Here is a 21,406-nt window from a genome sequence, read left to right as displayed (position 1 = left end):
CCCTTAGTACTGCGTTGCGGCAAGTGACCACGGACGAGTGACCGTCCACGGTGCGGGTTCCTGACCAAAAGCCCCTGTGGCACCCTGACCCGGTGTTCGGGTCTGGGTGGGCAGGTGGCGGGGGCTTTCCGCGATGAGCGTTGACGGGCGGGACGGTGCACGCGGTGACGGCGATGCCGGACCCGGTGACCCGCCGCAGGTACCGGGCCAGGGCGGCCCCGCGAAGGTCCCGCAGGGCGGCGCCTTCGCGGGAGGCGGCGTCCCGGCACAACGGGAGCTGCACGAGGACAGCGTGCTGCCGCCCCCGCGCGACGTGCCGCCGTCCGACGCCGAGCTGATCCGGCTGATGCGCTCGGGCGACGACACGGCCTACGAGGAGCTGTACCGGCGCCACGCGGACGCGGTGCGCCGGTACGCGCGCACCTGCTGCCGCGACGCGCACACCGCGGACGACCTCACCGCCGAGGTGTTCGCCCGCATGCTCCAGGCGGTGCGCGGCGGTTCCGGACCCGAGCACGCCGTCCGCGCGTACCTGCTGACCGCCGTACGGCGCGTCGCCGCGGGCTGGACGCGGTCGGCCAGGCGGGAGCAGCTGGTCGACGACTTCGCCGTGTTCGCCGCGCAGTCCGCGCACACCGCGAAGGTGCCGGACGACGACACCCTGGAACTGGGCGCCGACGTGCGCGCGATGCACGAGGCCGAGCAGTCCATGGCCATGCAGGCGTTCCGGTCGCTGCCGGAGCGGTGGCAGGCCGTGCTGTGGCACACCGAGGTCGAGGACGAGTCGCCGAGCGAGGTGGCCATGCTCTTCGGGCTGGACGCCAACGGCACGCGCGTGCTCGCCAGCCGCGCCCGCGAGGGCCTGAAGCAGGCCTACCTCCAGGCGCACGTCAGCGACGCCCTCGCCGCCGACGAGGAGTGCGCCCGCTACGCCGACCAGCTCGGCACCTACGCCCGCGGCAGGCTGCGCACCCGGGCCGAACGGGGTCTGCGCAAGCATCTGGAGGAGTGCGCCCGGTGCCGGCTGGCCGCCAGTCAGATCGAGGAGGTCGCGAGCGGCATCCCCGCCGTGGTGCCGGTCGCGGTCATCGGCTGGTTCGGCGTCGCCGGGTACGCCAAGGCGGCCGGGCTCATCGCCGGCGGTGCGGGAGCCGGTGCGGCCGGTGCCGCGGGCGCGGCGGCCGCGGCGGGCGGTGGCACGTCCGGCGGAGCGGGCGCCGGGGGCGGCGCGGCGGCCTCCGAAGGGCTGGGCGCGCCGGTGAGGGCCGGTATCGCGGCCGGTGTGACGGCGGTGGCCGCCGCGGCGGCGCTGGTCTTCGCGCTGACCGGCAACGACGCCCCGGACAAGGAGCCGGCGAAGGCGGCCCCGCCCGCCTCCTCACCGGTGGCGCAGCCCGCGCCGGACACGCCCACGCCGCCGAAGCGGACCCCGCCTCCGCGACCGCCGGTGGCCGCGCCCGCGCCGGCCCCGACGCCCACGCCCACGCCCACTCCGACACCCACGCCGACGCCACCCCCGGCACCCGCCGCGCCCAGGCCCACGCCCACCCCCGAGCCGACGCCGACGCCGACTCCCACCCCCACCCCCACTCCCACTCCCACTCCGACCCCACCCCCGGCACCGACGCCGCCGCCCGCCCCGACCGTCTACCGGTGGAGCGAGCTGGCGTACGACCTGACCGGTGACGGCACCGGACCCGAGATGCGGCTGGCCGGGAGCAGCTGGGTGTGGCAGCGCTCCGACCTCTCGATCGGCGACGTGCGGTACGCGGACGGCGTCACCGTGAACGGACACTCCTCCGTCACCGTCGACCTCAACCGCGCGTGCTCGTCCTACGACGCTCTGGTCGGCGTCGACGACCTGACGATGAAGCTCGGCAAGGTCCACTTCTCGGTGTACGCGGACGGCGTCCGGCTGTGGAACTCGGGGACGGTCAAGGGTGGCGACCCGGCGGTACCCGTCCACGTGGACCTCTCGGGACGCGAGACCGTACGGCTGGTGGCCGAGCCGCACAGCCCCGTCGACTCGGTGGCGCTCGCGGACTGGGCGCAGTCGCGCTTCACCTGCGCGTAGGAGCCCGGGTGGCGTACCGCCCGACCGTGTGCCGGTGACGCGGCCGCGCCACGCGCACCTCACCTCGCCGAACCCGTACTAACGGGCTGGTGCGGGCGCCGTCACCCGCGTCGCGCCACGGTGCCCGCGCCCCCCAACGCCCCCCGTTGCGGCGCGATGCCCGCGGGGACCGCGCGTTGCCGTGCCGGGGTGCCGGTCCAGCAGGTGCCCCGGCGGGCGAGGAGGCGGCGCAGCCAGAGCTCCAGCGAGATCAGGTCGGCCAGCCCGTCCAGTGGCAGCGGCTCACCCGCGGCCGCCCCGCGCACCGCCTTGCGCACGACCCGCGCCTCGACCAGCCCCGCCTCCGCGAGCAGCGGCGTGTCGAACAGCGCCAGCAGGGAATCGGCGGCGACCCGCAGCCCCGCCCGCGCGGCGGAGGCGGCCAGCGCCTGCGTCGGCGCCCCCCACCCGCTCGGCAGCTCGCTCACCCCGGCGCCCTCCAGCACCGTACGCAGGATCGCGGCCCGTGCCCCGGGCTGGACGCGCAGCGCCTCCGGCAGCGCACGGCAGGCGCGGACGACCTGGTTGTCGAGGAACGGCGCGTGCAGACGCTGGAAGCGGATCTCCGCGGCCTGCTCCAGCACCCGCACCTCGGCCGCCTGCCGGGCCAGTGCGGCACGCGCGCGGAAGTCACCGGGCCGCTGTCCCGGCCCGACCCCTGACCGTTGGGTGGACGCCTGGAGGCGAACCGATACTTCAGCGAGCGCCTCTCCGGTCAGCCACCGTGCCGCCGGCCCGGGCCCGGCCCAGGTGAGCACGGCGAGCGACGCCTCCATCGCACCGCCACCGCCACCGCCCCCGCCGGCCGCCTCGTCGAAACGCCGGCGCATCAGCCGCTCGGCGAGTCCCTCGACGCCCGCGCGGTAGGGCATGCGCGACAGGCGCCGGGCCGCGGCGTACACGCGCGCGGGAACCAGCACCGAGCCGTCGGCCTTGGCGAGCGCGGCGACCGGACGGACGAGATGGCGCCGTTTGCGGTCCATCAGCAGGTCGGCCAGCCGTGCCGGATGGGCGTCGAGCACCTGCCGCGCCCCGTAGCCCGTGAAGTGGTCCGCGCTGCCGGCGGCCAGCCGTGCCCGGTGCCGCGCCGCCGACACCAGGCAGGAACCCGGTTCGTCGGTGAGGGGCCCGTCGAGCGTGGCGTACGGCAGGACCTCCTCGCCACCGGTGACGACCACGTGGTGCAGGCGCGGGTTGGCGGCCAGTGCGCCCGCCCGCTCCAGTTCGGACTCGCGTCCGCCGACGGCCAGGTCGTTGAAGGTGACGGCGAGCAGGCGCTCGCCCGCGCCCGTGCCGTGCCCGAGCACGGTGCCCGGCATCCCCGGCAGCCCGGCGGCCAGCAGCGCCAGCGTCCCCGAGGCCGGTCCGCCGGACAGGTCGGCGCCGATCCCGGGCACCGGCATCCCGCGCGCGGCGCGCCGTTCGGCGGGCCCCATGCCCGGCACCGGCCCCGGGTCGATGCCGTCACCGGGGACGTGCCGGGGTGCGGCGAGGCGGGTCCGGACGGCTTCCACCAGCGCGTCCCGCACGCCGTCGACGGCTCTGTCCGGGTCGGCGGCGGGTGCCGCCACGGCGAGCGAGGCGACCTGCTCGTACCCGGCGATCTCGCGCGCCCCGGCGCGCAGGATCAGCGCATGCCCCGGCGGAATGCGCTTCACGCCGTCGTACGGGGTGGAGTCGTCCAGCGCGGCCGGTACGTCCGGGGCGGCGAGCAGCGCGGCGAGGTGCCCGAAGTCGAGGTTGGCCTCGACGAGGTCGGCCAGGGGCAGCGCGGCGGTCGCGTACGCCGTGCCGCCCGCCCAGGGAGTGTGGAAGACGGGTCGCGCGCCCGCGAGATCACCGCAGACGGTGATTCGCCGGCCGACCTGGACGACCGCCGTGTAGCTGCCGGGCCACGCGGTCAGGTGCCGCAGTGCCCCGCCGCGCGCGGCGAACAGCCCGACGCGCAACTGCTCGTCGGACGCGCCGCAGATGCCGAGGACGGCGATCCTGGTCTGAGGGTCGGCCGTGACGACGCGTACCTCGTCGGGGCGCCAGTCGCCGACCGCCCACAGGGGGTCGGGGTCGCCCCACAGGAGCTGGGATCCCACGGGCTGCACCGTCTCACCGTCGTACCCGGTGGCCCCGGCGGAGCCGCCGGCCCCCGCGCTTCCCGCGGCTCCCACGGCGGTGCTGCTCCACCCCACCAACCACCGCATCGACGCCTCCACAGGCCGGGGAACCAGTGCACCGTACGAACTGGTTCCCCATGCTGCCATGAAGGGCGCGCCGCAGAGCGTCGGCGGAGCCGCATGTGCTCCCGTGAATGCGCCCCCGCGGATACCCACGTGAGGACGTCAAGTGCCGGTGGCCGTATGCCGGTCACGGCGCGTCGGCCTTCCGGGGGGCTCACCCCGGCGACGCGAATGCGCCCCCGGAACGCGCCCTTTGGCTACCCGACGCGCCCTCAAGTCCCGTGGTGAGGGCGCCGGAGCCCCTGAAGAGAGGGGGCTTTTTTTGGCCAAGTAGGCGTCACACAGACAGTTATGACCACGCTCCGTACAGCCTCTGCGCACCGCCCGGCGGCGCGCAGTCCGGGAGACGGGCCACGCCTCCCGGACCGGTCCGCCGCCCGCGGGGATGTAGGCGGCGGCGTCCCCCAGCCCACTGGACCCAGTACAGCGGGCCGACCCACGCACCGCCATGGAACCGCTCCCTCGGTGGCCGGAGAAGAGCGCACGGGCGGGCGCACGGCCACACACCGGGAGCACGCGGCAACAGTCCGTACAGACACCGCACTTCAGTACGGACCACAATCCCGCCATCCGGAACAATGCCTCTTAACGCATGGGATGCGGCGAACTACGCTGGGTTTACGAATGCCGCATGGTTATGCCAGTGCGGCAGCCGTCTGTGTCGAGGGGTGGCGCATGTCCAGGGAGCAACGCGGGCCGAACGAAAAGCTCGGCGCCGTTCTCGCCCTCGCGGGAATCAGCAACGCAGGACTCGCCCGGCGCGTCAACGACCTCGGCGCCCAGCGCGGGTTGACGCTTCGCTACGACAAGACGTCGGTGGCGCGCTGGGTGTCGAAGGGCATGGTGCCGCAGGGTGCGGCTCCGCACCTGATCGCCGCCGCCATCGGCCAGAAGCTCGGCCGTCCGGTGCCGCTCCACGAGATCGGCCTGGCGGACGCGGATCCCGCCCCCGAAGTGGGTCTCGCCTTCCCGCGGGACGTCGGACAGGCGGTCAGGTCCGCCACCGAGCTGTACCGCCTCGACCTCGCCGGACGCCGGACCGGCGGCGGCATCTGGCAGTCGCTCGCCGGCTCGTTCGCGGTGAGCGCGTACGCGACGCCCGCCTCACGGTGGCTGATAACCCCGGCCGACAGCTCGGTGGCGCGCGACGCGAGCCCGGCCGAGGGCTCCGGCGCACCGCTCAAAGTCGGCCACAGCGATGTGCGGAAACTGCGGGAGGCCGCCGAGGACGCCCGCCGCTGGGACTCCAAGTACGGCGGCGGCGACTGGCGTTCCTCGATGGTCCCCGAGTGCTTACGCGTCGAGGCGGCCCCGCTGCTCCTCGGCTCCTACTCCGACGAGGTCGGCCGCGCCCTGTTCGGCGCCTCGGCCGAACTGACCCGCCTGGCCGGCTGGATGGCCTTCGACACCGGCCAGCAGGAAGCCGCCCAGCGCTACTACATCCAGGCCCTGCGCCTGGCCCGCGCGGCGGCCGACGTCCCCCTGGGCGGCTACGTCCTCGCCTCCATGTCCCTCCAGGCCACCTACCGCGGCTTCGGTGACGAGGGCGTGGACCTCGCCCAGGCAGCCCTGGAACGCAACCGCGGCCTGGCCACGGCCCGCACGATGAGCTTCTTCCGCCTGGTCGAGGCACGCGCCCACGCGCGCGCGGGTGACGCACCGGCGGCGGGCGCCGCCCTGAAGGCCGCCGAGAGCTGGCTGGAGCGCGCCCGGCCCGGTGACAACGATCCGACGTGGCTGGGTTTCTACTCCTACGACCGGTTCGCCGCCGACGCGGCCGAGTGCTACCGCGACCTGAAGGCACCACGCCAGGTCCGCCGCTTCACCGAGCAGGCCCTGTCGCAGCCGACGGAGGAGTTCGTACGCTCGCACGGACTGCGGCTCGTCGTCTCGGCGGTGGCCGAGCTGGAGTCCGGCAACCTGGACGCGGCCTGCGAGCAGGGCGTGCGGGCGGTCGAGGTCGCCGGGCGCATCTCCTCAGCGCGTACCACCGAGTACGTGAAGGATCTCCTGCACCGTCTGGAGCCGTACGGCGACGAACCCCGGGTGGTCGAGCTCCGCGAGCGCGCCCGGCCGCTCCTGGTGACCCCGGCCTGACTCCGGCGCCGCACGGGTTTGAGGGCATTGTCAGTGGCGCAGTGCACTATCGAAGCCGGGAGACGGACCGGGAAGGGACCGGGAGGTGGGACGCGTGCGGACCGGGATCGCATACGACTGCGACGTGCTGGTGATCGGCGGCGGAATCGTCGGCCTGTCGACGGCGTACGCGATCACGCGCACCGCGCCGGGCACCCGCGTGACGGTCCTGGAGAAGGAGCCGGGACCGGCCCGGCACCAGACCGGCCGCAACAGCGGCGTGATCCACAGCGGCATCTACTACCGCCCGGGCTCGCTGAAGGCCCGCTACGCGGTGCGGGGCGCCGCCGAGATGGTCAAGTTCTGCGCGGAGTACGGCATCGACCACGCTGTCACCGGCAAGCTGATCGTCGCCACCGACCGGGCGGAGCTGCCCCGACTGCACGCGCTGGTCCAGCGCGGCCGGGAGAACGGCATCCCCGTGCGGGAGCTGGGCGCGGCCCAGATCCACGAGTACGAGCCGGAGGTCCGGGGCCTGGCGGCCATACACGTCGGGACGACCGGCGTCTGCGACTACGTCGGAGTCGCCCGGCAGCTGGCCCGGGCGTCCGGGGCGGAGATCCGCTACGGCGCGGAGGTCCTGCGCATCGACCGGCGCCCGGACCTCGGGGTCGCCGTCCGCACCCGTACCGGTGACGTGATCCGCGCCCGGGTCCTGGTCAACTGCGCCGGCCTGCACTGTGACGAGGTCGCGCGGATGACGGGGGACGACCCGGGGATGCGGATCGTCCCCTTCCGGGGCGAGTACTACGAGCTGGCGCGGCCGGAGCTGGTGCGGGGCCTGGTGTATCCGGTGCCGGACCCTGCGTTCCCGTTCCTCGGCGTGCACCTGACCCGCGGCATCGACGGCAGCGTGCACGTCGGCCCCAACGCGGTGCCGGCGCTGGCCCGGGAGGGGTACGGCTGGGGCGTGGTCCGGCCCCGCGAGCTGGGCGCCACGCTCGCCTGGCCGGGCTCGTGGCACATCGCCCGGCGCCACTGGAGGTACGGGGCAGGGGAGCTGCGGCGGTCGCTGTCCAAGGGGGCGTTCACGTCGGCCGTGCGCAGGCTGCTGCCGGCGGTGACGGAGGGCGACCTGGTGGCGGCGCCGGCGGGGGTGCGGGCGCAGGCGGTCCTGGCGGACGGGACGCTGGTGGACGACTTCCTGATCAAGGAGGGGGCGCGTGCGGTGCACGTCCTGAACGCGCCGTCCCCGGCGGCGACGGCGGCGCTGCCGATCGGGCGGGAGGTGGGGCGCAGGGCGCTGACCGCGTTGGGGGCGGGGTGACCGGGCGGCGTCCTGGGATGCCCTGTGCTGGTGCATTGGGCGGGTCGCGCGGCCCCGCGCTGCCGGGGGTGCCCTGCCTGGGTGCCGGCCGGGGGGCGCGGCCCGGCGCTGACGGGCCGCCTCCCCACTCACGGCTTCTCCCCCACGCTCGGCCTCGCTCGCGCGGAGGACCCCCATGAGCGGGGACACCCCCACCGCCCGCCCGTGCCGCCCCTGGGGACGCATCCCAGGCCGTTCAGGCACTGGGAGAGGCACGACTGCCCGCAGCCGGGGCGGCGTGCGGCCGACCGCTGCGGGCGAGGCCGCCGTCGCCCTCGTCCGGCCGTAAAATCGACTCACTGTGTCTGATTCACATCATTCCCCCGAGACCTCGCAGCCGATTCGTACCAAGGGTGAGCCCCGGTTCCCCGACGGGCCGAAGGCCGATCCCGCCGGGTCGCACTTCGAGCGGCGCATCCGGAGTTTCCAGCCGCGCCGGAGCCGGGTCACCGCCGGGCAGGCGGACGCGCTGCAGCGGCTGTGGCCGACGTGGGGACTGGACATCGACGGGCAGCGGGTCATCGACCTCACCGAGCTGTTCGGGAACACCCACCCCGTCGTCCTGGAGATCGGCTTCGGCATGGGCGAGGCCACCGCCCAGATGGCCGCCGCCGACCCGGACACCAACATCCTCGCCGTGGACGTCCACACCCCCGGCCAGGGAAACCTGCTCGGCCTCGCCGACCGGAACGGGCTGTCCAACATCCGCGTGGGCAACGGTGACGCGATCATCCTCCTGCGCGAGATGCTCGCCCCCGGCTCCCTCGCCGGGCTGCGCGTCTACTTCCCCGACCCCTGGCCGAAGAAGAGGCACCACAAGCGCCGCCTGATCCAGCCGGAGTTCCTGACCCTGGCCGCGTCCCGCCTCGCGCCGGGCGGCGTCGTGCACTGCGCCACCGACTGGGAGCCGTACGCGGAGCAGATGCTCGAGGTCCTCACCGCGCACCCCGACTTCGAGAACACGATGCCCGACGGCGGTTTCGCGCCGCGCCCCGCCCACCGGCCGCTGACCCGTTTCGAGGGCCAGGGACTGGACAAGGGTCATGTGGTGAACGACTTGCTCTTCCGTCGCGTACAGGAGCAACCCCCCACCGGTTAGGGTCCATGCCGTGGCCACCTGTCCCCCGTATCCGACGCGTCCGCCCACTCATCCGCAGAGGCATCCGCACTGGTGGCAGCGCACCTGGGTGCGTTACGGCGCGCTGGTCACCCTGCTCGCGCTCTCCGGCCTGGTGATCCTGGCCCTGGTGCGCGAACAGACCGGCACCCAGGGGTTCCTGGTGGGTCTGGGGCTCGCGGTCTTCCCGGTGCCGCTGCTCATGGCCGCCTTCCGCTGGCTGGACCGGGTCGATCCGGGCCCCTGGCGGAACCTGCTGTTCTCCTTCGCCTGGGGTGCCTGCGCGGCGGCGCTGATAGCGATCGTCGCCAACAGCTTCGCGACGAGATGGATAGCGACGGCCACGGCCGATCCCACGGGCGCGGACACCCTGGGCGCCACCGTGATAGCGCCGGTCGTGGAGGAGTCCGCCAAGGCCGCGGCCGTCCTCCTGGTCTTCCTCTTCCGCAGGCGAAACTTCACCGGCATCGTCGACGGCGTCGTCATAGCCGGTGTCACCGCCACGGGCTTCGCCTTCACCGAGAACATCCTCTACCTGGGCACCGCCTTCGGCACCGACCAGCTCACCGGCGACCGGGGCATCGCCTCGGTGACCGCGGCGACCTTCTTCGTCCGTGTCGTCCTGTCGCCGTTCGCCCACCCGCTGTTCACCGTGCTCACCGGCATCGGTTTCGGCATCACCGCGCTCTCCGCCGACCGCGGGCGCCTGCGGCGCGTGCTTCTCCCCCTGTGCGGCCTGCTGCTCGCGATGGGCATGCACGCGCTGTGGAACGGCTCGGCCTCGCTCGGTGAGTACGGCTTCTTCGCCGTGTACGGGGCGTTCATGGTGCCGGCCTTCGGCCTGCTGACCTGGCTGGCGGTCTGGACCCGGCAGCGCGAACTCGGCGCCGTGCGGGCCGAGCTGCCCGTCTACGCGGTGGCCGGCTGGCTGACGCCGGCCGAACCGTTCGCACTGGGGTCGATGCGGGCGCGGCGCATCGCCCGGCAGCACGCTCGCCGCCACGCCGGGAAGCCGGCGGCGCGGACGGTGGCGGAGTACGAGGCGTACGCGACCTCGCTGGCGTTCCTGCGGCAGCGCGGGCGCCGGGGCAGGGCGGGCGCCGACTACGTCGTACGGGAACGGGAGTTGCTGGCCGAGCTGTGGCGCCGGCGGAACACGGCGCGCCCGGCACTGGACTACGCGGCCCGGGCCACGGCGCCGCCCGTCCCGGTGGCCGTACCGCCCTGGCCGGCGTACGGGGCGCACGCGGCACCCACGCCGTACACCGCACAGGCCCCGTACGTCACCTCGTACGCCACGCCCGCCTACGCCCCCTACACCGCGTACCCGCCCCAGAACCCGTACCGGACGTAGCGGCAGCCGAGAAGGCCCCTCAGGCGGACGCCTCCGTCAGCCTGAGCACCTCCGCCTCCGTCAGTTCCAGATCCGCCACTCCCAGCAGCGCCGGCAGCTGCTGAACGGTCCGGGCGGACGCGATCGGCGCGGCCACCGTCGGCTGGGCCGCCAGCCAGGCCAGGGCCACCGTGGCGACCGGCACGCCGTGGGCCTCGGAAATCTCGTCCAGGACCGTGAGCACCCGCCGGCCGCGCTCGCTCTCCAGGTGCTTGGCGGCACCGCCCGCCCGCGGGCTGTCGACGGCCGTACCGGGCCGGTACTTGCCGGTGAGGAAGCCGGACGCGAGGGCGTAGTACGGAACGGCGGCCAGACCGGCCCGCTCGGCGAGGTCGCGCAGCTCCCCCTCGTACGTGTCGCGCGAGACCAGGTTGTAGTGGGGCTGGAGGGCCACGTACCGGGCGAGGCCCTCACGGTCGGAGAACTCCAGGGACGCCGCGAGCCGCTCCGCCGTGATGTTGGAGGCGGCGATGTGCCGGACCTTGCCGGCGCGCACCAGTTCGTCCAGCGCGCCGATGATCTCCTCGACCGGCACCTCGGGCTTGTCGAAGTGGGTGTAGTAGAGGTCGATGTGGTCGGTGCCCAGGCGGCGCAGCGAGGCATCGGCCGCGGCCTTGATGTTGGCGGCGGACAGACCGGGGTACTCCGGGTGCTGGCTGACCTTCGTGGCGATCACGACGTCGGCGCGGTTGCCGCGCGCCGCGAGCCACTTGCCGATGAGGGTCTCGGACTCGCCGCCGCTGTTGCCCTCGACCCACGCGGAGTAGGAGTCGGCGGTGTCGACGAAGTTGCCGCCGGCGGCGGTGTAGGCGTCGAGGACGGCGAAGGAGGTGTCCTGGTCGGCGGTCCAGCCGAAGACGTTGCCGCCGAGGGCGAGCGGGAAGACCTCGAGGTCGGAGGAGCCGAGCTTGCGCAGAGAAGTCATGTACTGCGTCAACGACTCCACCGGAGCCCGCGATTCCGGGGGCGGGGCAAAGTTCCCGCAAACCGGCGGCTCGCGCGAACCGGCAGCCCTGACGTCGGGGGGTCGCCGTCAGGACCGCCGGGGCTCAGAAGGGACGAGCACCGCGCGGTGCAGGGCTCAGAGGGTGAGGCCCTTGCTCTGCAGCCACGCCATGGGGTCGATGCCGCCGCCGTCGGCCGTGTGGACCTCCATGTGGAGGTGAGCGCCGGTGACGTTGCCGGTGGCGCCGACGCGGCCGATGACCTCGCCGGTGGTGACCTTCTGGCCGACGCTGACGTTGATGGAGGACTGGTGGGCGTACCAGATCTCGGTGCCGTCGTCGAGGGTGAGCACCGTCTTGTAGCCGTACGAGCCTTCGTAACCGGCCGACGTGATGGTGCCGCTGTGCACCGCCTTGAGCAGCGTGCCCGTGGGGGCGGCGAAGTCGAGGCCGGTGTGGTGACCGGAGGCCCAGTAGGGGCCCGCCTGGCCGAAGGTGGAGGAGATCGTGTACGAGGAGGTCGGCAGCGTGAACTGCTTGGCCAGCTCGGCGAGCCGCTCGGCCTCGGCCTTCTTCGCGGCCTCCTCCTCCGCCTTCTTCTTGGCGGCGGCGGCCTTGGCCTCGGCCTCCTTCTCCGCCTTGGCGGCGGCCTCCGCGGCCTCCTTCTCGGCCTTCGCGGCGGCCTCGGCGGCGGCCTTGGTCTCGACCTGGACCTGCTGCTGCTCGGCCTGCTGCATGATGCGCGCCCGCAGGACCTCACCGGCGTCGGTGGTGCCCTCGGCGGTGTCGGTGGTGGTCACGCCGATGCCGCTGAGCGGGGTGGCTGAGACCTCGGGCTCCGGCTCGTCGTCGGAGATGAGCGAGCCGACGTTCGGCAGGTCGGGCATCGAGATCGACACCGGCGGCTTGCCGGTCTGGGCGCTCGCCATGCCGCCCGCTCCGACGGCCGCTATGACACCGACGCCGAGGACGGTGGAACTGCGGGCGAGCCCGCCGCGCTGCTTGGCGACGCGGTGCCGGCCGCGCACGGGACGGATGGACTCCGCGGTGGGGTTCCACTCCTCCCAGGGGCCCTCTTCGGCACGGTAGCCGTCGTAACCGAAGGTTTCGGTGTCGTGCGCGCTCGGCACGAACGGGGCCTCGGGGGCAGGCCGGTTGGACGCCACGTGGGCGTACTCCTTTCCTTCCTTCCGCCTACCGGGTTAGCTGACGGGTTCGGAGCAGGAAGGTCTCCTACGCGCGTATACGTGCCGTGTCTCCACGGCGGCATACGCCCGATTCACCCCAAAGTGGTGGTTCCCCGGTTCCCTCACGGGATTCGGCGCGTGCGCACGGAGCCGCCTTCTGTGACGGCTGGGACGACCGCGCTGCGTTATCGAACGTTAATAGACGCGAGGTGCTGATTCCAAGCCGTTCCGTCTGATCATTAAGGATTCCGGCCGGGACGTACGACTCATGAAGGGCAAAATCCGGGCGAGTTGACCGCCTCTCAGATCACGACTTCACATCACGCGTTTATGACGGTGTGTCAGTTGTTATGCGGAGGGCGGTCGCGTCGTCACCGGCGGTGATAGTGATCAAGGTCGGGGCGCCGCTCAGGGCCGACGGCGTACGGCGAGCAACGCCATGTCGTCCGTGGTGCCGCCCCCGGAGTGCCTGCGCACCTCGTCGGCGAGGGTGTCGAGCAGGTGGGCCGGATGCCGGAACACGCGGCCGGTCAGCCGCGCGTGGGGGTCGTAGAACCGGCCGTGGGCGTCGCGGGCCTCGGACAACCCGTCGGTGTACAGCAGCAGTGTGGCACCGCCGGGGAACCCGGCCTGCACCGCGCGGTCGGGCCACACCCCCAGCTCGCCCATCCCGAGCGGCAGCGCGAACTCCCCGGCCTGCACCGGGTGCACGGTGCCGTCGGCGTGCAGCAGCAGCGGCGGCGGATGGCCGCGGTTGACGACGCGGACGATGCCGTCGCCGTGCGGGAGTTCGGCGAGGACGGCGGTGGTGAACCCCTCGAAGGCGTCCAGCCCGTCCCGCCGGGTGCCCTCGCGCGCCAGCGCCCGCTCCAGCCGCTGCGCGACCGCCTCCAGCGTCGCCTCCTGCTCGGCGGCCTCCCGGAAGGCACCGATGACCACGGCGACGGCGGCCACCGCGCCCATGCCCTTGCCGCGCACGTCGCCGACGATGAGCCGCACGCCGCGCGCGCTGTCCTGCACCGCGTACAGGTCGCCGCCGATGAAGGCGTCGGCCTGCGCCGCCTCGTAGCAGGCGGCGATCTCGAAGCCGCCGATCCGCTCGGCGGGCTCGGGCAGCACGGCGCGCTGGGCGGCCTCGGCGATCTCGCGGGTGGAGGCGAGGCGCTCGTCGGTGCGGCGGACGAAGGCGTTCACGAAGACGGCGAGGGCGGCGACCGTCGCGATGGTGATCAGTTCGGTGAGCGAGTCCACGTAGTGGATGACGCCCTTGCTCAGCTGGAGCCCGATGACGGTGGCGACCACCGCGGCACCGGTGAGCACGGTGCCGCGACGTGAGTAGAGGGGAGCAGCGACCAGGGGCGCGGCCGTCCAGAGGGGGCCGGCGGTGAAGTACCGGGGGGTGAAGAGGTCGTACAGGACGGCCACGACGATCAGCAGGACGGGGAGCAGGCGCACGAAGGTCCGGCCGTACGGGGTCCGCCGCCGCACCGCCCCGACGGGAGGCACGGGCATCGGGGCGGCGCCGAGGCCGGGGTCGGGCACGGGATCGGCGGGCAGCCGGCCACCGGCCCTGGCATACGGTCCTTCGCCGTCCACGTCACCTGGCCGCACCACTCGTCTCCCGCCGCCCCTGCACGTCCACGCCGCTTGCCGTACCGCCTTCCAGGTTTCCCGGAGGAGCGACGAGGGGCGAGCCGTGGGGGCCGGACGGGTGACGGAGACGCGGACGCACCGAAGGCCGGAATCCTTGAAGATTCCGGCCTTCGGCCTTGAGTAGCGGGGACAGGATTTGAACCTGCGACCTCTGGGTTATGAGCCCAGCGAGCTACCGAGCTGCTCCACCCCGCGTCGTTGTGTCTCCAGTGTACGTCATGTCGGGGGCGGAACGCACACGCGTATCTCAGGGGCCCAGCAGGTGACGGTTCGGACCCTTCGCCGCCGCCTCGTGTTCCGGCAGGACGACGACCACGGCACCCCCGGCGGCGAGCACTCCGCTGCCGTCGGCCCCCGGCACGAACGTGTCCGGCTCCCGCCAGGCCGTGACCACCCGGCGCACCCCGGCGTCGAGGATCAGCCGGGCGCAGGGGGCGGGCCGGGAGGCGCGGCGGGCGCACGGCTCCAGGCTGCTGTAGACCGTGGCGGTCGTGAGCCGCGGATCGGCCGGATCGACCTTGGCGAGCGCGGCCTCCTCGGCGTGCACGACCGGGTCGCCGCCCTCCCGCGAGTGGCCGCGCGCGAGCTCCGTCCCGTCGGCGGCGACGACCACCGCCCCCACGCTGAACGCCGTGCCGGACGGCGGGCACAGCTCGGCCAGCTCGCAGGCGAGCGCCAGCCAGTGCCGGTCGGCGGCGGACACGTGACCGGCGGCGCCCGGGGCGGTCGGCCGGTAGCGCATGAGCACGACGTCCTCGATCCGCCGCGTCTCCACCAGCCGGAGCCGCCCGCGCTGGTAGTCACCGGGCCCGAACAGCCGGGGAGCGTCCGGGTCGCCGACGAACAGCGGGGCGAGAACGAGCTGCAGCTCGTCGGCGAGCCCCTGCTGCAACAGGGAGCTGTGCACGGTCCCCCCGCCTTCCACCATCAGCCGCCGCACACCCCACCGGTCGTGCAGCTGCTCCAGCGCCGCCCGCCACTCGATGGAGTCCCCGAGCGGTACGACGTCGGCGGCGAGCCCGAGCGCGTGGGCGCGCCGGGCGCCCTCGTCGGTGGTCAGGAGGACCTTGTCGCCGCCGGTGTGCCAGAAGGCCGCCGTCGGGTCCAGCCCGCCCGACCCGCTGACCGTGACCTTCAGCGGGTACTCCGGCTTCCCCGCGGCGACGCGGGCGGCCCGGCGCCCGGCCGAGTTCACCAGCAGCCGCGGGTTGTCGGCCCGGATCGTGCCGGCGCCGACGAGGATCGCGTCGACGGACGCGCGCACCTCGTCGACCCGGTCGAAGTCGGCCGGGGAGGACAGCAGGAGCCGCTCGGGACCGGTGTCGTCCAGGTAGCCGTCCAGGGACACGGCGGCGGACAGCAGGACGTACGGGAGGGGCATGGGCGTACTCCGGTGGGGCGGGCGGACGGGCGAGGGGTGCGGCGGGGCCACCCTAGGCGCCCGTGCCGCATGCGCCCGGTACGGTGTCGCTCGGCTCACCGCTCGACGTGCTTCACAGGCTTCGCGAGCGAGGGCTCACCGACACCGCCGTGATGTTCGTCGTGAACGGCGCGCTGTAGGGATGGGCCACCCGTGTGACGGGTGTGCCGCACGCTACTTTCTGAGGCCTTAGCCGGCTTGCTATGGGGTGGGTTTGTCATGAGTCGTCGTACGTCGCACGCGTACAGACCGCTGAGTTTGAAACGACGGGCGTGGCTGACGCTCGGTGCCGTGGTGCTGGGGGGCGGGGGCGTGGTGACGTACGCGGTCGCCAGCCCGTCCGACGATCCCGGTGCGGCAGGCCGGGCCAAGCGGCCCGTGAAGGTCTACGACCTGGCGCTGAAGGGCACCGCGCGCGGCAAGCGGGAGCTGCCGCGCACGGGCACCGAGCAGTTCTCGCTGGTCGGCGTGTCCTGGTCGGGGGCCGTCGAGGGGCTCGACGGCAGGGCGCAGGTGCGCACCCGCGATCTGGAGAGCGGTGAGTGGGGCGCCTGGCGGGACCTCGAAGTGAACATCGACCCGCCGGAGGACCCGGAGGCCGGGATGCGCGGGGCGTCCGAGCCCTTGTGGGTCGGTCCCTCCGACGGCGTGCAGGTCCAGGTCGTCCACGAGGACGGCACCACCGGCACGCTGCCCAAGGGGCTCGAGGTCAACCTCGTCGACCCGGGCGTCGTGACCAAGGCCGAGACCCAGGCGACCGGCCCGGCGGCGTTCGTCGCCGAGGAGAGCAGCCCGGCGGCCACGCCCGCCGATTCCGCGGCACCCACCGACGGTACGACGGTGACGCCGACGGACGGCGAGACCAGTACGTCCCCCGCGCCGGCCGATTCCACGTCGCCGGCGCCCACCGACACCACGGCCGCGCCGACGCCCACCGGCTCGCCGTCCGGCTCCGCGTCCCCGAGCCCGTCGGCCACCACACCGTCGCCGACGCCGTCCGCACCGCCGTCCACCGTGCCCAAGCCGCCGGTGACCTCGCGGGCCGGCTGGGGCGCCGACGAGTCGCTCAGCCCCGACCCGTCCGAGTACAACGCCGATGTGAAGGCCGTCTTCGTTCACCACACGGACGGGGCCAACGACTACTCCTGCGCCGACTCCGCGTCGATCGTGCGGGGCGTCTACGCGTACCACACGCAGGTCAACGGCTGGAACGACATCGGCTACAACTTCCTGGTCGACAAGTGCGGCACCGTCTTCGAGGGCCGCAAGGGCGGCACCGACCTGCCGGTGCTCGGTGCGCACACCTACGGCTGGAACCGGGAGTCCGCAGGTATCGCGGTGCTCGGTGAGTACACCTCCACCGGTGCCTCCAGTGCCGCGCTGGCCTCCGTCGCCCGCGTCGCCGCCTGGAAGCTCGGCCAGTACGGCGCCGACCCGGCCGGCACGGTGCAGCTCAAAGCCGGTGCCACCCAGAAGAACTACTTCGGCACCAGCTTCACCGCGGACACCAAGTACACCTTCAACCGGATCTCCGGTCACCGCGACGGCTACAACACCCAGTGCCCCGGCAACTCCCTCTACGCCCAGCTGCCGACGATCCGCGCCTGGGCGGCCGGGCCGGTGCAGGGGCTGAAGGTGGCCTCGGTCGGCGGCGCGGCCCTGTCCGGCTCGACGTACTACACCAAGGGCGCCCTCAGCGTGAAGTGGGCGGCCACCACACCCGCGTCGCTGGTCAAGAGCTATGAGCTGCTGGTCGACGGCAAGACCGTCGTCACCGCTTCCGGCTCGGCCACCTCCGCGAACACGACCCTGCCCCTGGGCAGCCACAGCGTCGCGGTGCGGGCGGTGCACCAGTCCGGCAGGACCGTGACCACCGCCGCGCTGACGGTCGTCGCGGAGACGACCGCGCCGGTCTTCACCACCACGCCGAAGCTCTCCCTGCGCACCGGCATGGTCAACACCACCGCCGTCCCGGTCACCCTCGCCTGGAAGGCGACCGACGACAAGGCACTGCGCGGGGTGAAGCTGCTGTCCCCGACGGCCACCACCTTCCCGCCGACCTGGACCGCCAACAACCGGACCGCCACGTCGGGCACGGCCGCCACCTGGTCGATGCAGGCGTACGACTACGCCGGCAACTACCGCAACGCGTCCGCCGCCTACACCCCGGTCATCCTCCAGGAGACGTCGGCGGTCAGGTCCGGCAGCTGGACGAGCCGTTCCTCCACCAGCTACCTGGGCGGCAAGTCGTACTCCAGCGGGAGCAAGGGCGCCGCCCTCACCTGGACCTTCACCGGCCGTTCCGCTTCCTGGGTGGTCTCCCGGGCCTCCAGCTCGGGTCAGGCGTACGTCTACGTCGACGGGGTGAAGGTCAGCACGGTCGACCTGAAGTCCTCCACCACCCTCTACCGGCAGGCGATCTGGACGAAGACCTGGTCCGGCAGCGCCAAGCACACCGTCAAGATCGTCGTGGTCGGCACCAGCGGCCGCCCCACCATCACCACCGACGGGCTCGTCTACATCAAGTAGCGGCCGGAGAACGCCACAGCGCCCGGGCCGGCCTCAGCCGGCCCGGGCGCTGTGCCATCGGTAGGCCCTGTGGGACTCGAACCCACAACCAATGGATTAAAAGTCCACTGCTCTGCCAATTGAGCTAAGGGCCCAGGGCGTGTTGCGTGATGTTGCCACACCGAGCATAGCCCGACGCGGCCGGGACGCCGATCGGGTATCGGGGACTCGGCCGCGTCGCGCGGGTGCCGGGCGGAACGCCGCTACGGGTCCACCGGCTCGGGCGCGTTCGCGCGGGCCGCCGCCCGGGCACGGGTGCGTTCGTGGTCGGGGTTGAGGAACCAGTGCCGGGCCGAGGCCAGCCACCAGGTCGCCGCGAAGCCGAGGACGGCCAGGACGGCGATCGGCGCGTAGTTGAAGGTCTCCCAGGTGACCGGGGACACCTGCGGCAGCATGAACAGGACGGTGATGACACCGACCCACGTCACCGCGACCACGCCCACCGCCCGCGACCAGCGGCCCAGGTGCCAGGGCCCGCGTTCGAAGGCGTCGCCCTTGCGCAGGCGCAGGAAGGTCGGGACGACGTACGCGATGTAGAGGCCGATGACGGCGATCGACGTCACCGCCGCGTACGCCGTCACGTTGATCAGGTAGGGCAGGCCGAGGACCAGGGCGCCCAGCGCGGCCAGCCAGACCGCGGCGACCGGGGTGCGGGTGCGCGGGCTGACGGTGTGCCAGAGGTGGGACCAGGGCAGCGCGCCGTCGCGTGAGAAGGCGTAGATCATGCGGCTGTTGGCCGTCACCGAGGCCATCCCGCAGAAGAGCTGCGCCCCGATGACGACGAGCAGCAGCAGCTTGCCCGCGGTCGCGCCGAGGGCGTCGAGCAGGATCTGGGCGGGCGGGGCGCCGGTCGGGGAGGCGAGGGCGCCCTCGTAGGACTGGATGGCGAAGGTGAAACCGAGCAGGAGGACGAAGCCGGCGATCCAGGACGTCCAGATGGAGCGGACGATGCCCTTCGGGCCCGCGGTGGAGGCGTCGCGGGTCTCCTCCGTCATGTGGGCGGAGGCGTCGTAGCCCGTGAAGGTGTACTGGGCCATCAGCAGGCCGATCAGGACGACGTAGACGCCGCTGCCCCAGCCGGTGTTGTTGACGAACTCGCCGAAGACGAAGGACGCCGACCGGTGGTGGTCGGGGGCGAAGGTCAGGGCGCCGACGATGACGGCCACGCCGAGGACGTGCCACCAGACGCTGACGCTGTTCAGCAGGCCGACGATGCGGACGCCGAAGGTGTTCAGCAGGCCGTGCAGGACCAGGATCGCGGCGAAGAGGAGGATCGTGCGGCCCGGCGTGACCTCGAAGTCGAACTGGAGGTTCAGATAGGCGCCGAGGAAGGACGCCGCGCCGAAGTCGATGCCGGCGGTCACCGCGACCTGGCCCAGCACGTTGAACCAGCCCGTGAACCACGCCCAGGCCGCCGCCGTACGGGGCGGCGCGAGGCGGTGCGCCCAGAAGTACAGGCCCGCCGACGTCGGGTACGCCGAGCAGATCTCGGCCATCGCCAGGCCGACGAAGAGGGTCATCAGGCCGACGGCGACCCAGCCCCACGTGATCACGGCGGGGCCGCCCGTGTTCATGCCGAACAGATAGAGGGTCAGGCAGCCCGAGAGGACCGAGATGATGGTGAAGGAGACCGCGTAGTTGGAGAACGCCGACATACGGCGGGCCAGGACCTGGGTGTAGCCGAGCTGGGCCAGCCGTTCCTCGTCCGACAGCCCACTCACCTTGGCGTCATCTGTCATGCCCCCAGCAATTCCCATACCGGGGGCGTGACATGCGTCACAGTGAGGCCTGGTTGGCTGGAACAGGCCCGTGTAGCCCTGCCAACCGGACCCGATCTGCACACGGGCGCCGAAGGATCCCTTGCCGTCGCCGTCGTTGCGGAACAGGTTGCCCGCGGTGTCCCGCTCGACCAGGTCGGGCCTGCCGTCCCCGGTGATGTCCCCGCCCCCGACGATGGCGTCGTAACCGACGGCCCACTGGGTGAAGACCTGCGCGCGGGACCCGAACGTGCCGTTGCCCCGGCCGTCGTACCGCCACAGCGTCCCGGCGCTGTCGCGGGCCAGCAGGTCGCCGTACCCGTCGCCGGTCAGGTCTCCGGCGCCGACGACGCGCGTGTAGCCGGTCCACCCCGAGGCGATCCTGACCACCGGCGCGAGCCCGCCCTTTCCGTCGGCGACGAACAGGTGGACGTCCCCGGTCGACGCCTTGCGGGCGACCAGCTCGCTGCGCCCGTCGCCGGTGACATCACCGACGGCGGTGAGGACGTTGTACGCGTTCCACCCCGTGCCGAGGGAGGTGTGGCTGCTCGACGGCACGTACGAGCCGCCGCACGTGCCCCGGTAGCGGCGCAACTCACCGCCGGGCAGCGTCGCACGGCACCCGTTCGGCGTGGCTGCCCTCGGCGTGCGTGCCGGCGAACCCCCGGCTGGTCTCGTCCAGCACCGTCGAACCGTCCGCCGATATCCGGCGGCCGATCACCCACTGGAAGCCGCTCGGGGTGTTCTCCACGGTGGTCAGGAAGCCGCCCGCGTAGTCGATGCCCCACACGCCGTCCGTCTGGATCGAAGTGGGCACCGGGTCGGCGGCGCCGGCCGGGACGGCGGTGGTCAGGGAGCCGGCGCCGAGGGCGGCCAGGCAGGTCAGAGTGAGCGCGATCCGGGCACGCCGGGTCAAGGGTCCCTCCCCAGGGATGCGGGAAACGGCATGCCGCGGCGGCGCTCCCGAGTCCCTCGGCCGCCATGGACATGCCAAGCCCGGGGATGCCAGCAACACGTCGGGGGCGGCGGTAGCGGAAAGAGACGGGAATGCGGAAGGGCCCGCACGACAGGAGTCGTGCGGGCCCTTGCGGTGCGTCGGTCAGCCGACGTCAGCCGTTGCGCTTCCAGCGCGGCTTGTCGTCGCGGCGGCCGAAGGAGGAACCACGGTGGTCGTCACGGCGGCCGTACGGGCGGTCGTGACCGCCGCTGCGGAAGCCGGGGCGGTCGCCCTGGCGGTCGCGGTTGAACGGACGGTCGCTGCCGGAGCGGTCGCCCTGGCGGTCACGGTTGAACGGACGGTCGCTGCCACGGTGGCCGGGGCGGTCGTCGCGGCGGAAGCCACCACGGTCGCCGCGGTCGTCGCGACGCTCGAAGGAACGGCCGCCACGGTCGTCACGACGGTCGTCACGGCGGAACCCGCCACGGTCGCCCCGGTCGCCGCGGTCGTCACGGCGCTCGAACGAACGGCCGCCACGGTCGTCACGACGGTCGTCCCGACGGAAGCCACCACGGTCGCCCCGGTCGTCACGACGGTCGTCGCGGCGGAACCCGCCACGGTCGTCACGGCGCTCGAACGAA

13 protein-coding genes, 2 tRNA genes, 2 pseudogenes and 1 riboswitch are annotated in these 21,406 nt (G+C 73.3%); of the genes and pseudogenes, 6 read left to right on the top strand and 11 right to left on the bottom strand.

The annotated features are described in order from the left end of the window. The first annotated feature begins 133 nt into the window (after positions 1-133). Positions 134-2,074 (top strand): sigma-70 family RNA polymerase sigma factor, encoded by a 1,941-nt coding sequence (locus IEZ05_RS35690; RefSeq protein ID WP_189234487.1) that lies wholly within the window; start codon positions 134-136, stop codon positions 2,072-2,074. A 101-nt stretch (positions 2,075-2,175) separates the two neighbouring features. Here IEZ05_RS35690 and IEZ05_RS35685 read toward each other — a convergent pair whose 3' ends face one another. Continuing rightward, positions 2,176-4,311, bottom strand: coding sequence for an asparagine synthase-related protein (locus IEZ05_RS35685; protein WP_189234486.1), 2,136 nt, complete (start codon positions 4,309-4,311; stop codon positions 2,176-2,178). A gap of 711 nt (positions 4,312-5,022) precedes the next feature. Between IEZ05_RS35685 and IEZ05_RS35680 the strand changes: the two genes are divergently transcribed. From IEZ05_RS35680 to IEZ05_RS35665, 4 genes are all read left to right on the top strand, one after another. After that, complete coding sequence (locus IEZ05_RS35680; RefSeq protein WP_189234485.1) at positions 5,023-6,444, top strand: MFS transporter; 1,422 nt, start codon at positions 5,023-5,025, stop codon at positions 6,442-6,444. A gap of 85 nt (positions 6,445-6,529) precedes the next feature. Then, complete coding sequence (lhgO, locus tag IEZ05_RS35675) at positions 6,530-7,750, top strand: L-2-hydroxyglutarate oxidase (RefSeq protein ID WP_189234484.1); 1,221 nt, start codon at positions 6,530-6,532, stop codon at positions 7,748-7,750. A gap of 340 nt (positions 7,751-8,090) precedes the next feature. Continuing rightward, the gene (gene trmB / locus IEZ05_RS35670) at positions 8,091-8,888 is read left to right on the top strand and encodes a tRNA (guanosine(46)-N7)-methyltransferase TrmB (protein WP_189234483.1); all 798 of its coding nucleotides are present in this window, start codon (positions 8,091-8,093) and stop codon (positions 8,886-8,888) included. A 10-nt stretch (positions 8,889-8,898) separates the two neighbouring features. Continuing rightward, a complete protein-coding gene (locus IEZ05_RS35665; RefSeq protein ID WP_189234482.1) occupies positions 8,899-10,260 on the top strand; it encodes a PrsW family intramembrane metalloprotease in 1,362 nt (453 codons plus the stop codon). A gap of 19 nt (positions 10,261-10,279) precedes the next feature. Here the strand turns inward: IEZ05_RS35665 and IEZ05_RS35660 are convergent, their stop codons facing one another. The 5 genes from IEZ05_RS35660 to IEZ05_RS35640 all read right to left on the bottom strand — a co-directional run bounded on the left by IEZ05_RS35660 (position 10,280) and on the right by IEZ05_RS35640 (position 15,464). Continuing rightward, complete coding sequence (locus IEZ05_RS35660) at positions 10,280-11,224, bottom strand: aldo/keto reductase (protein WP_189234481.1); 945 nt, start codon at positions 11,222-11,224, stop codon at positions 10,280-10,282. 156 nt (positions 11,225-11,380) lie between these two features. Beyond that, entirely contained in the window at positions 11,381-12,409 is a 1,029-nt protein-coding gene (locus tag IEZ05_RS35655) for a M23 family metallopeptidase (RefSeq protein WP_189234480.1), read from the bottom strand. Positions 12,410-12,419: 10 nt separating this feature from the next. Further along, positions 12,420-12,577, bottom strand: a riboswitch (cyclic di-AMP (ydaO/yuaA leader). A gap of 261 nt (positions 12,578-12,838) precedes the next feature. Then, positions 12,839-14,026, bottom strand: a complete 1,188-nt coding sequence (locus tag IEZ05_RS35650; RefSeq protein ID WP_229870008.1) for a PP2C family protein-serine/threonine phosphatase — start codon at positions 14,024-14,026, stop codon at positions 12,839-12,841. A gap of 178 nt (positions 14,027-14,204) precedes the next feature. Further along, a tRNA-Met gene (locus tag IEZ05_RS35645) sits at positions 14,205-14,278 on the bottom strand. A gap of 52 nt (positions 14,279-14,330) precedes the next feature. Beyond that, positions 14,331-15,464, bottom strand: coding sequence for a dihydrofolate reductase family protein (locus tag IEZ05_RS35640; RefSeq protein WP_189234478.1), 1,134 nt, complete (start codon positions 15,462-15,464; stop codon positions 14,331-14,333). A 258-nt stretch (positions 15,465-15,722) separates the two neighbouring features. Here IEZ05_RS35640 and IEZ05_RS35635 point away from each other — a divergent pair, with 258 nt between their 5' ends. Next, positions 15,723-18,032 (top strand): peptidoglycan recognition protein family protein, encoded by a 2,310-nt coding sequence (locus tag IEZ05_RS35635; protein WP_229870007.1) that lies wholly within the window; start codon positions 15,723-15,725, stop codon positions 18,030-18,032. 61 nt (positions 18,033-18,093) lie between these two features. Here the strand turns inward: IEZ05_RS35635 and IEZ05_RS35630 are convergent. From IEZ05_RS35630 to IEZ05_RS36700, 5 genes and pseudogenes are all read right to left on the bottom strand, one after another. Next, positions 18,094-18,166: transfer RNA gene (locus IEZ05_RS35630), tRNA-Lys, on the bottom strand. Between the two features lie 108 nt (positions 18,167-18,274). Continuing rightward, entirely contained in the window at positions 18,275-19,810 is a 1,536-nt protein-coding gene (locus IEZ05_RS35625; protein ID WP_229870009.1) for an amino acid permease, read from the bottom strand. A 180-nt stretch (positions 19,811-19,990) separates the two neighbouring features. Continuing rightward, positions 19,991-20,386: pseudogene (locus tag IEZ05_RS37175) on the bottom strand (FG-GAP repeat domain-containing protein); the annotation flags it as partial. A gap of 37 nt (positions 20,387-20,423) precedes the next feature. Continuing rightward, positions 20,424-20,744, bottom strand: coding sequence for a hypothetical protein (locus IEZ05_RS35620; protein ID WP_189234476.1), 321 nt, complete (start codon positions 20,742-20,744; stop codon positions 20,424-20,426). A gap of 193 nt (positions 20,745-20,937) precedes the next feature. Continuing rightward, positions 20,938-21,406, bottom strand: a pseudogene (locus IEZ05_RS36700) (DEAD/DEAH box helicase); the annotation flags it as partial.

This window comes from Streptomyces flaveolus (assembly GCF_014648815.1).
GTDB lineage: Bacteria > Actinomycetota > Actinomycetes > Streptomycetales > Streptomycetaceae > Streptomyces > Streptomyces flaveolus.
Note: the sequence above shows the minus strand (reverse complement) of the source record. Positions and strands in the feature narration are given on the sequence as shown.

What these genes read in the sequence shown, in the direction of transcription:
- IEZ05_RS35690 (WP_189234487.1), top strand. Translation starts at nt 134, where the DNA reads ATGAGCGTTGACGGGCGGGACGGTGCACGCGGTGACGGCGATGCCGGA.
- IEZ05_RS35685 (WP_189234486.1), bottom strand. Translation starts at nt 4,311, where the DNA reads ATGCGGTGGTTGGTGGGGTGGAGCAGCACCGCCGTGGGAGCCGCGGGA.
- IEZ05_RS35680 (WP_189234485.1), top strand. Translation starts at nt 5,023, where the DNA reads ATGTCCAGGGAGCAACGCGGGCCGAACGAAAAGCTCGGCGCCGTTCTC.
- IEZ05_RS35660 (WP_189234481.1), bottom strand. Translation starts at nt 11,224, where the DNA reads ATGACTTCTCTGCGCAAGCTCGGCTCCTCCGACCTCGAGGTCTTCCCG.
- IEZ05_RS35640 (WP_189234478.1), bottom strand. Translation starts at nt 15,464, where the DNA reads ATGCCCCTCCCGTACGTCCTGCTGTCCGCCGCCGTGTCCCTGGACGGC.
- IEZ05_RS35635 (WP_229870007.1), top strand. Translation starts at nt 15,723, where the DNA reads ATGAGTCGTCGTACGTCGCACGCGTACAGACCGCTGAGTTTGAAACGA.
- IEZ05_RS35625 (WP_229870009.1), bottom strand. Translation starts at nt 19,810, where the DNA reads ATGACAGATGACGCCAAGGTGAGTGGGCTGTCGGACGAGGAACGGCTG.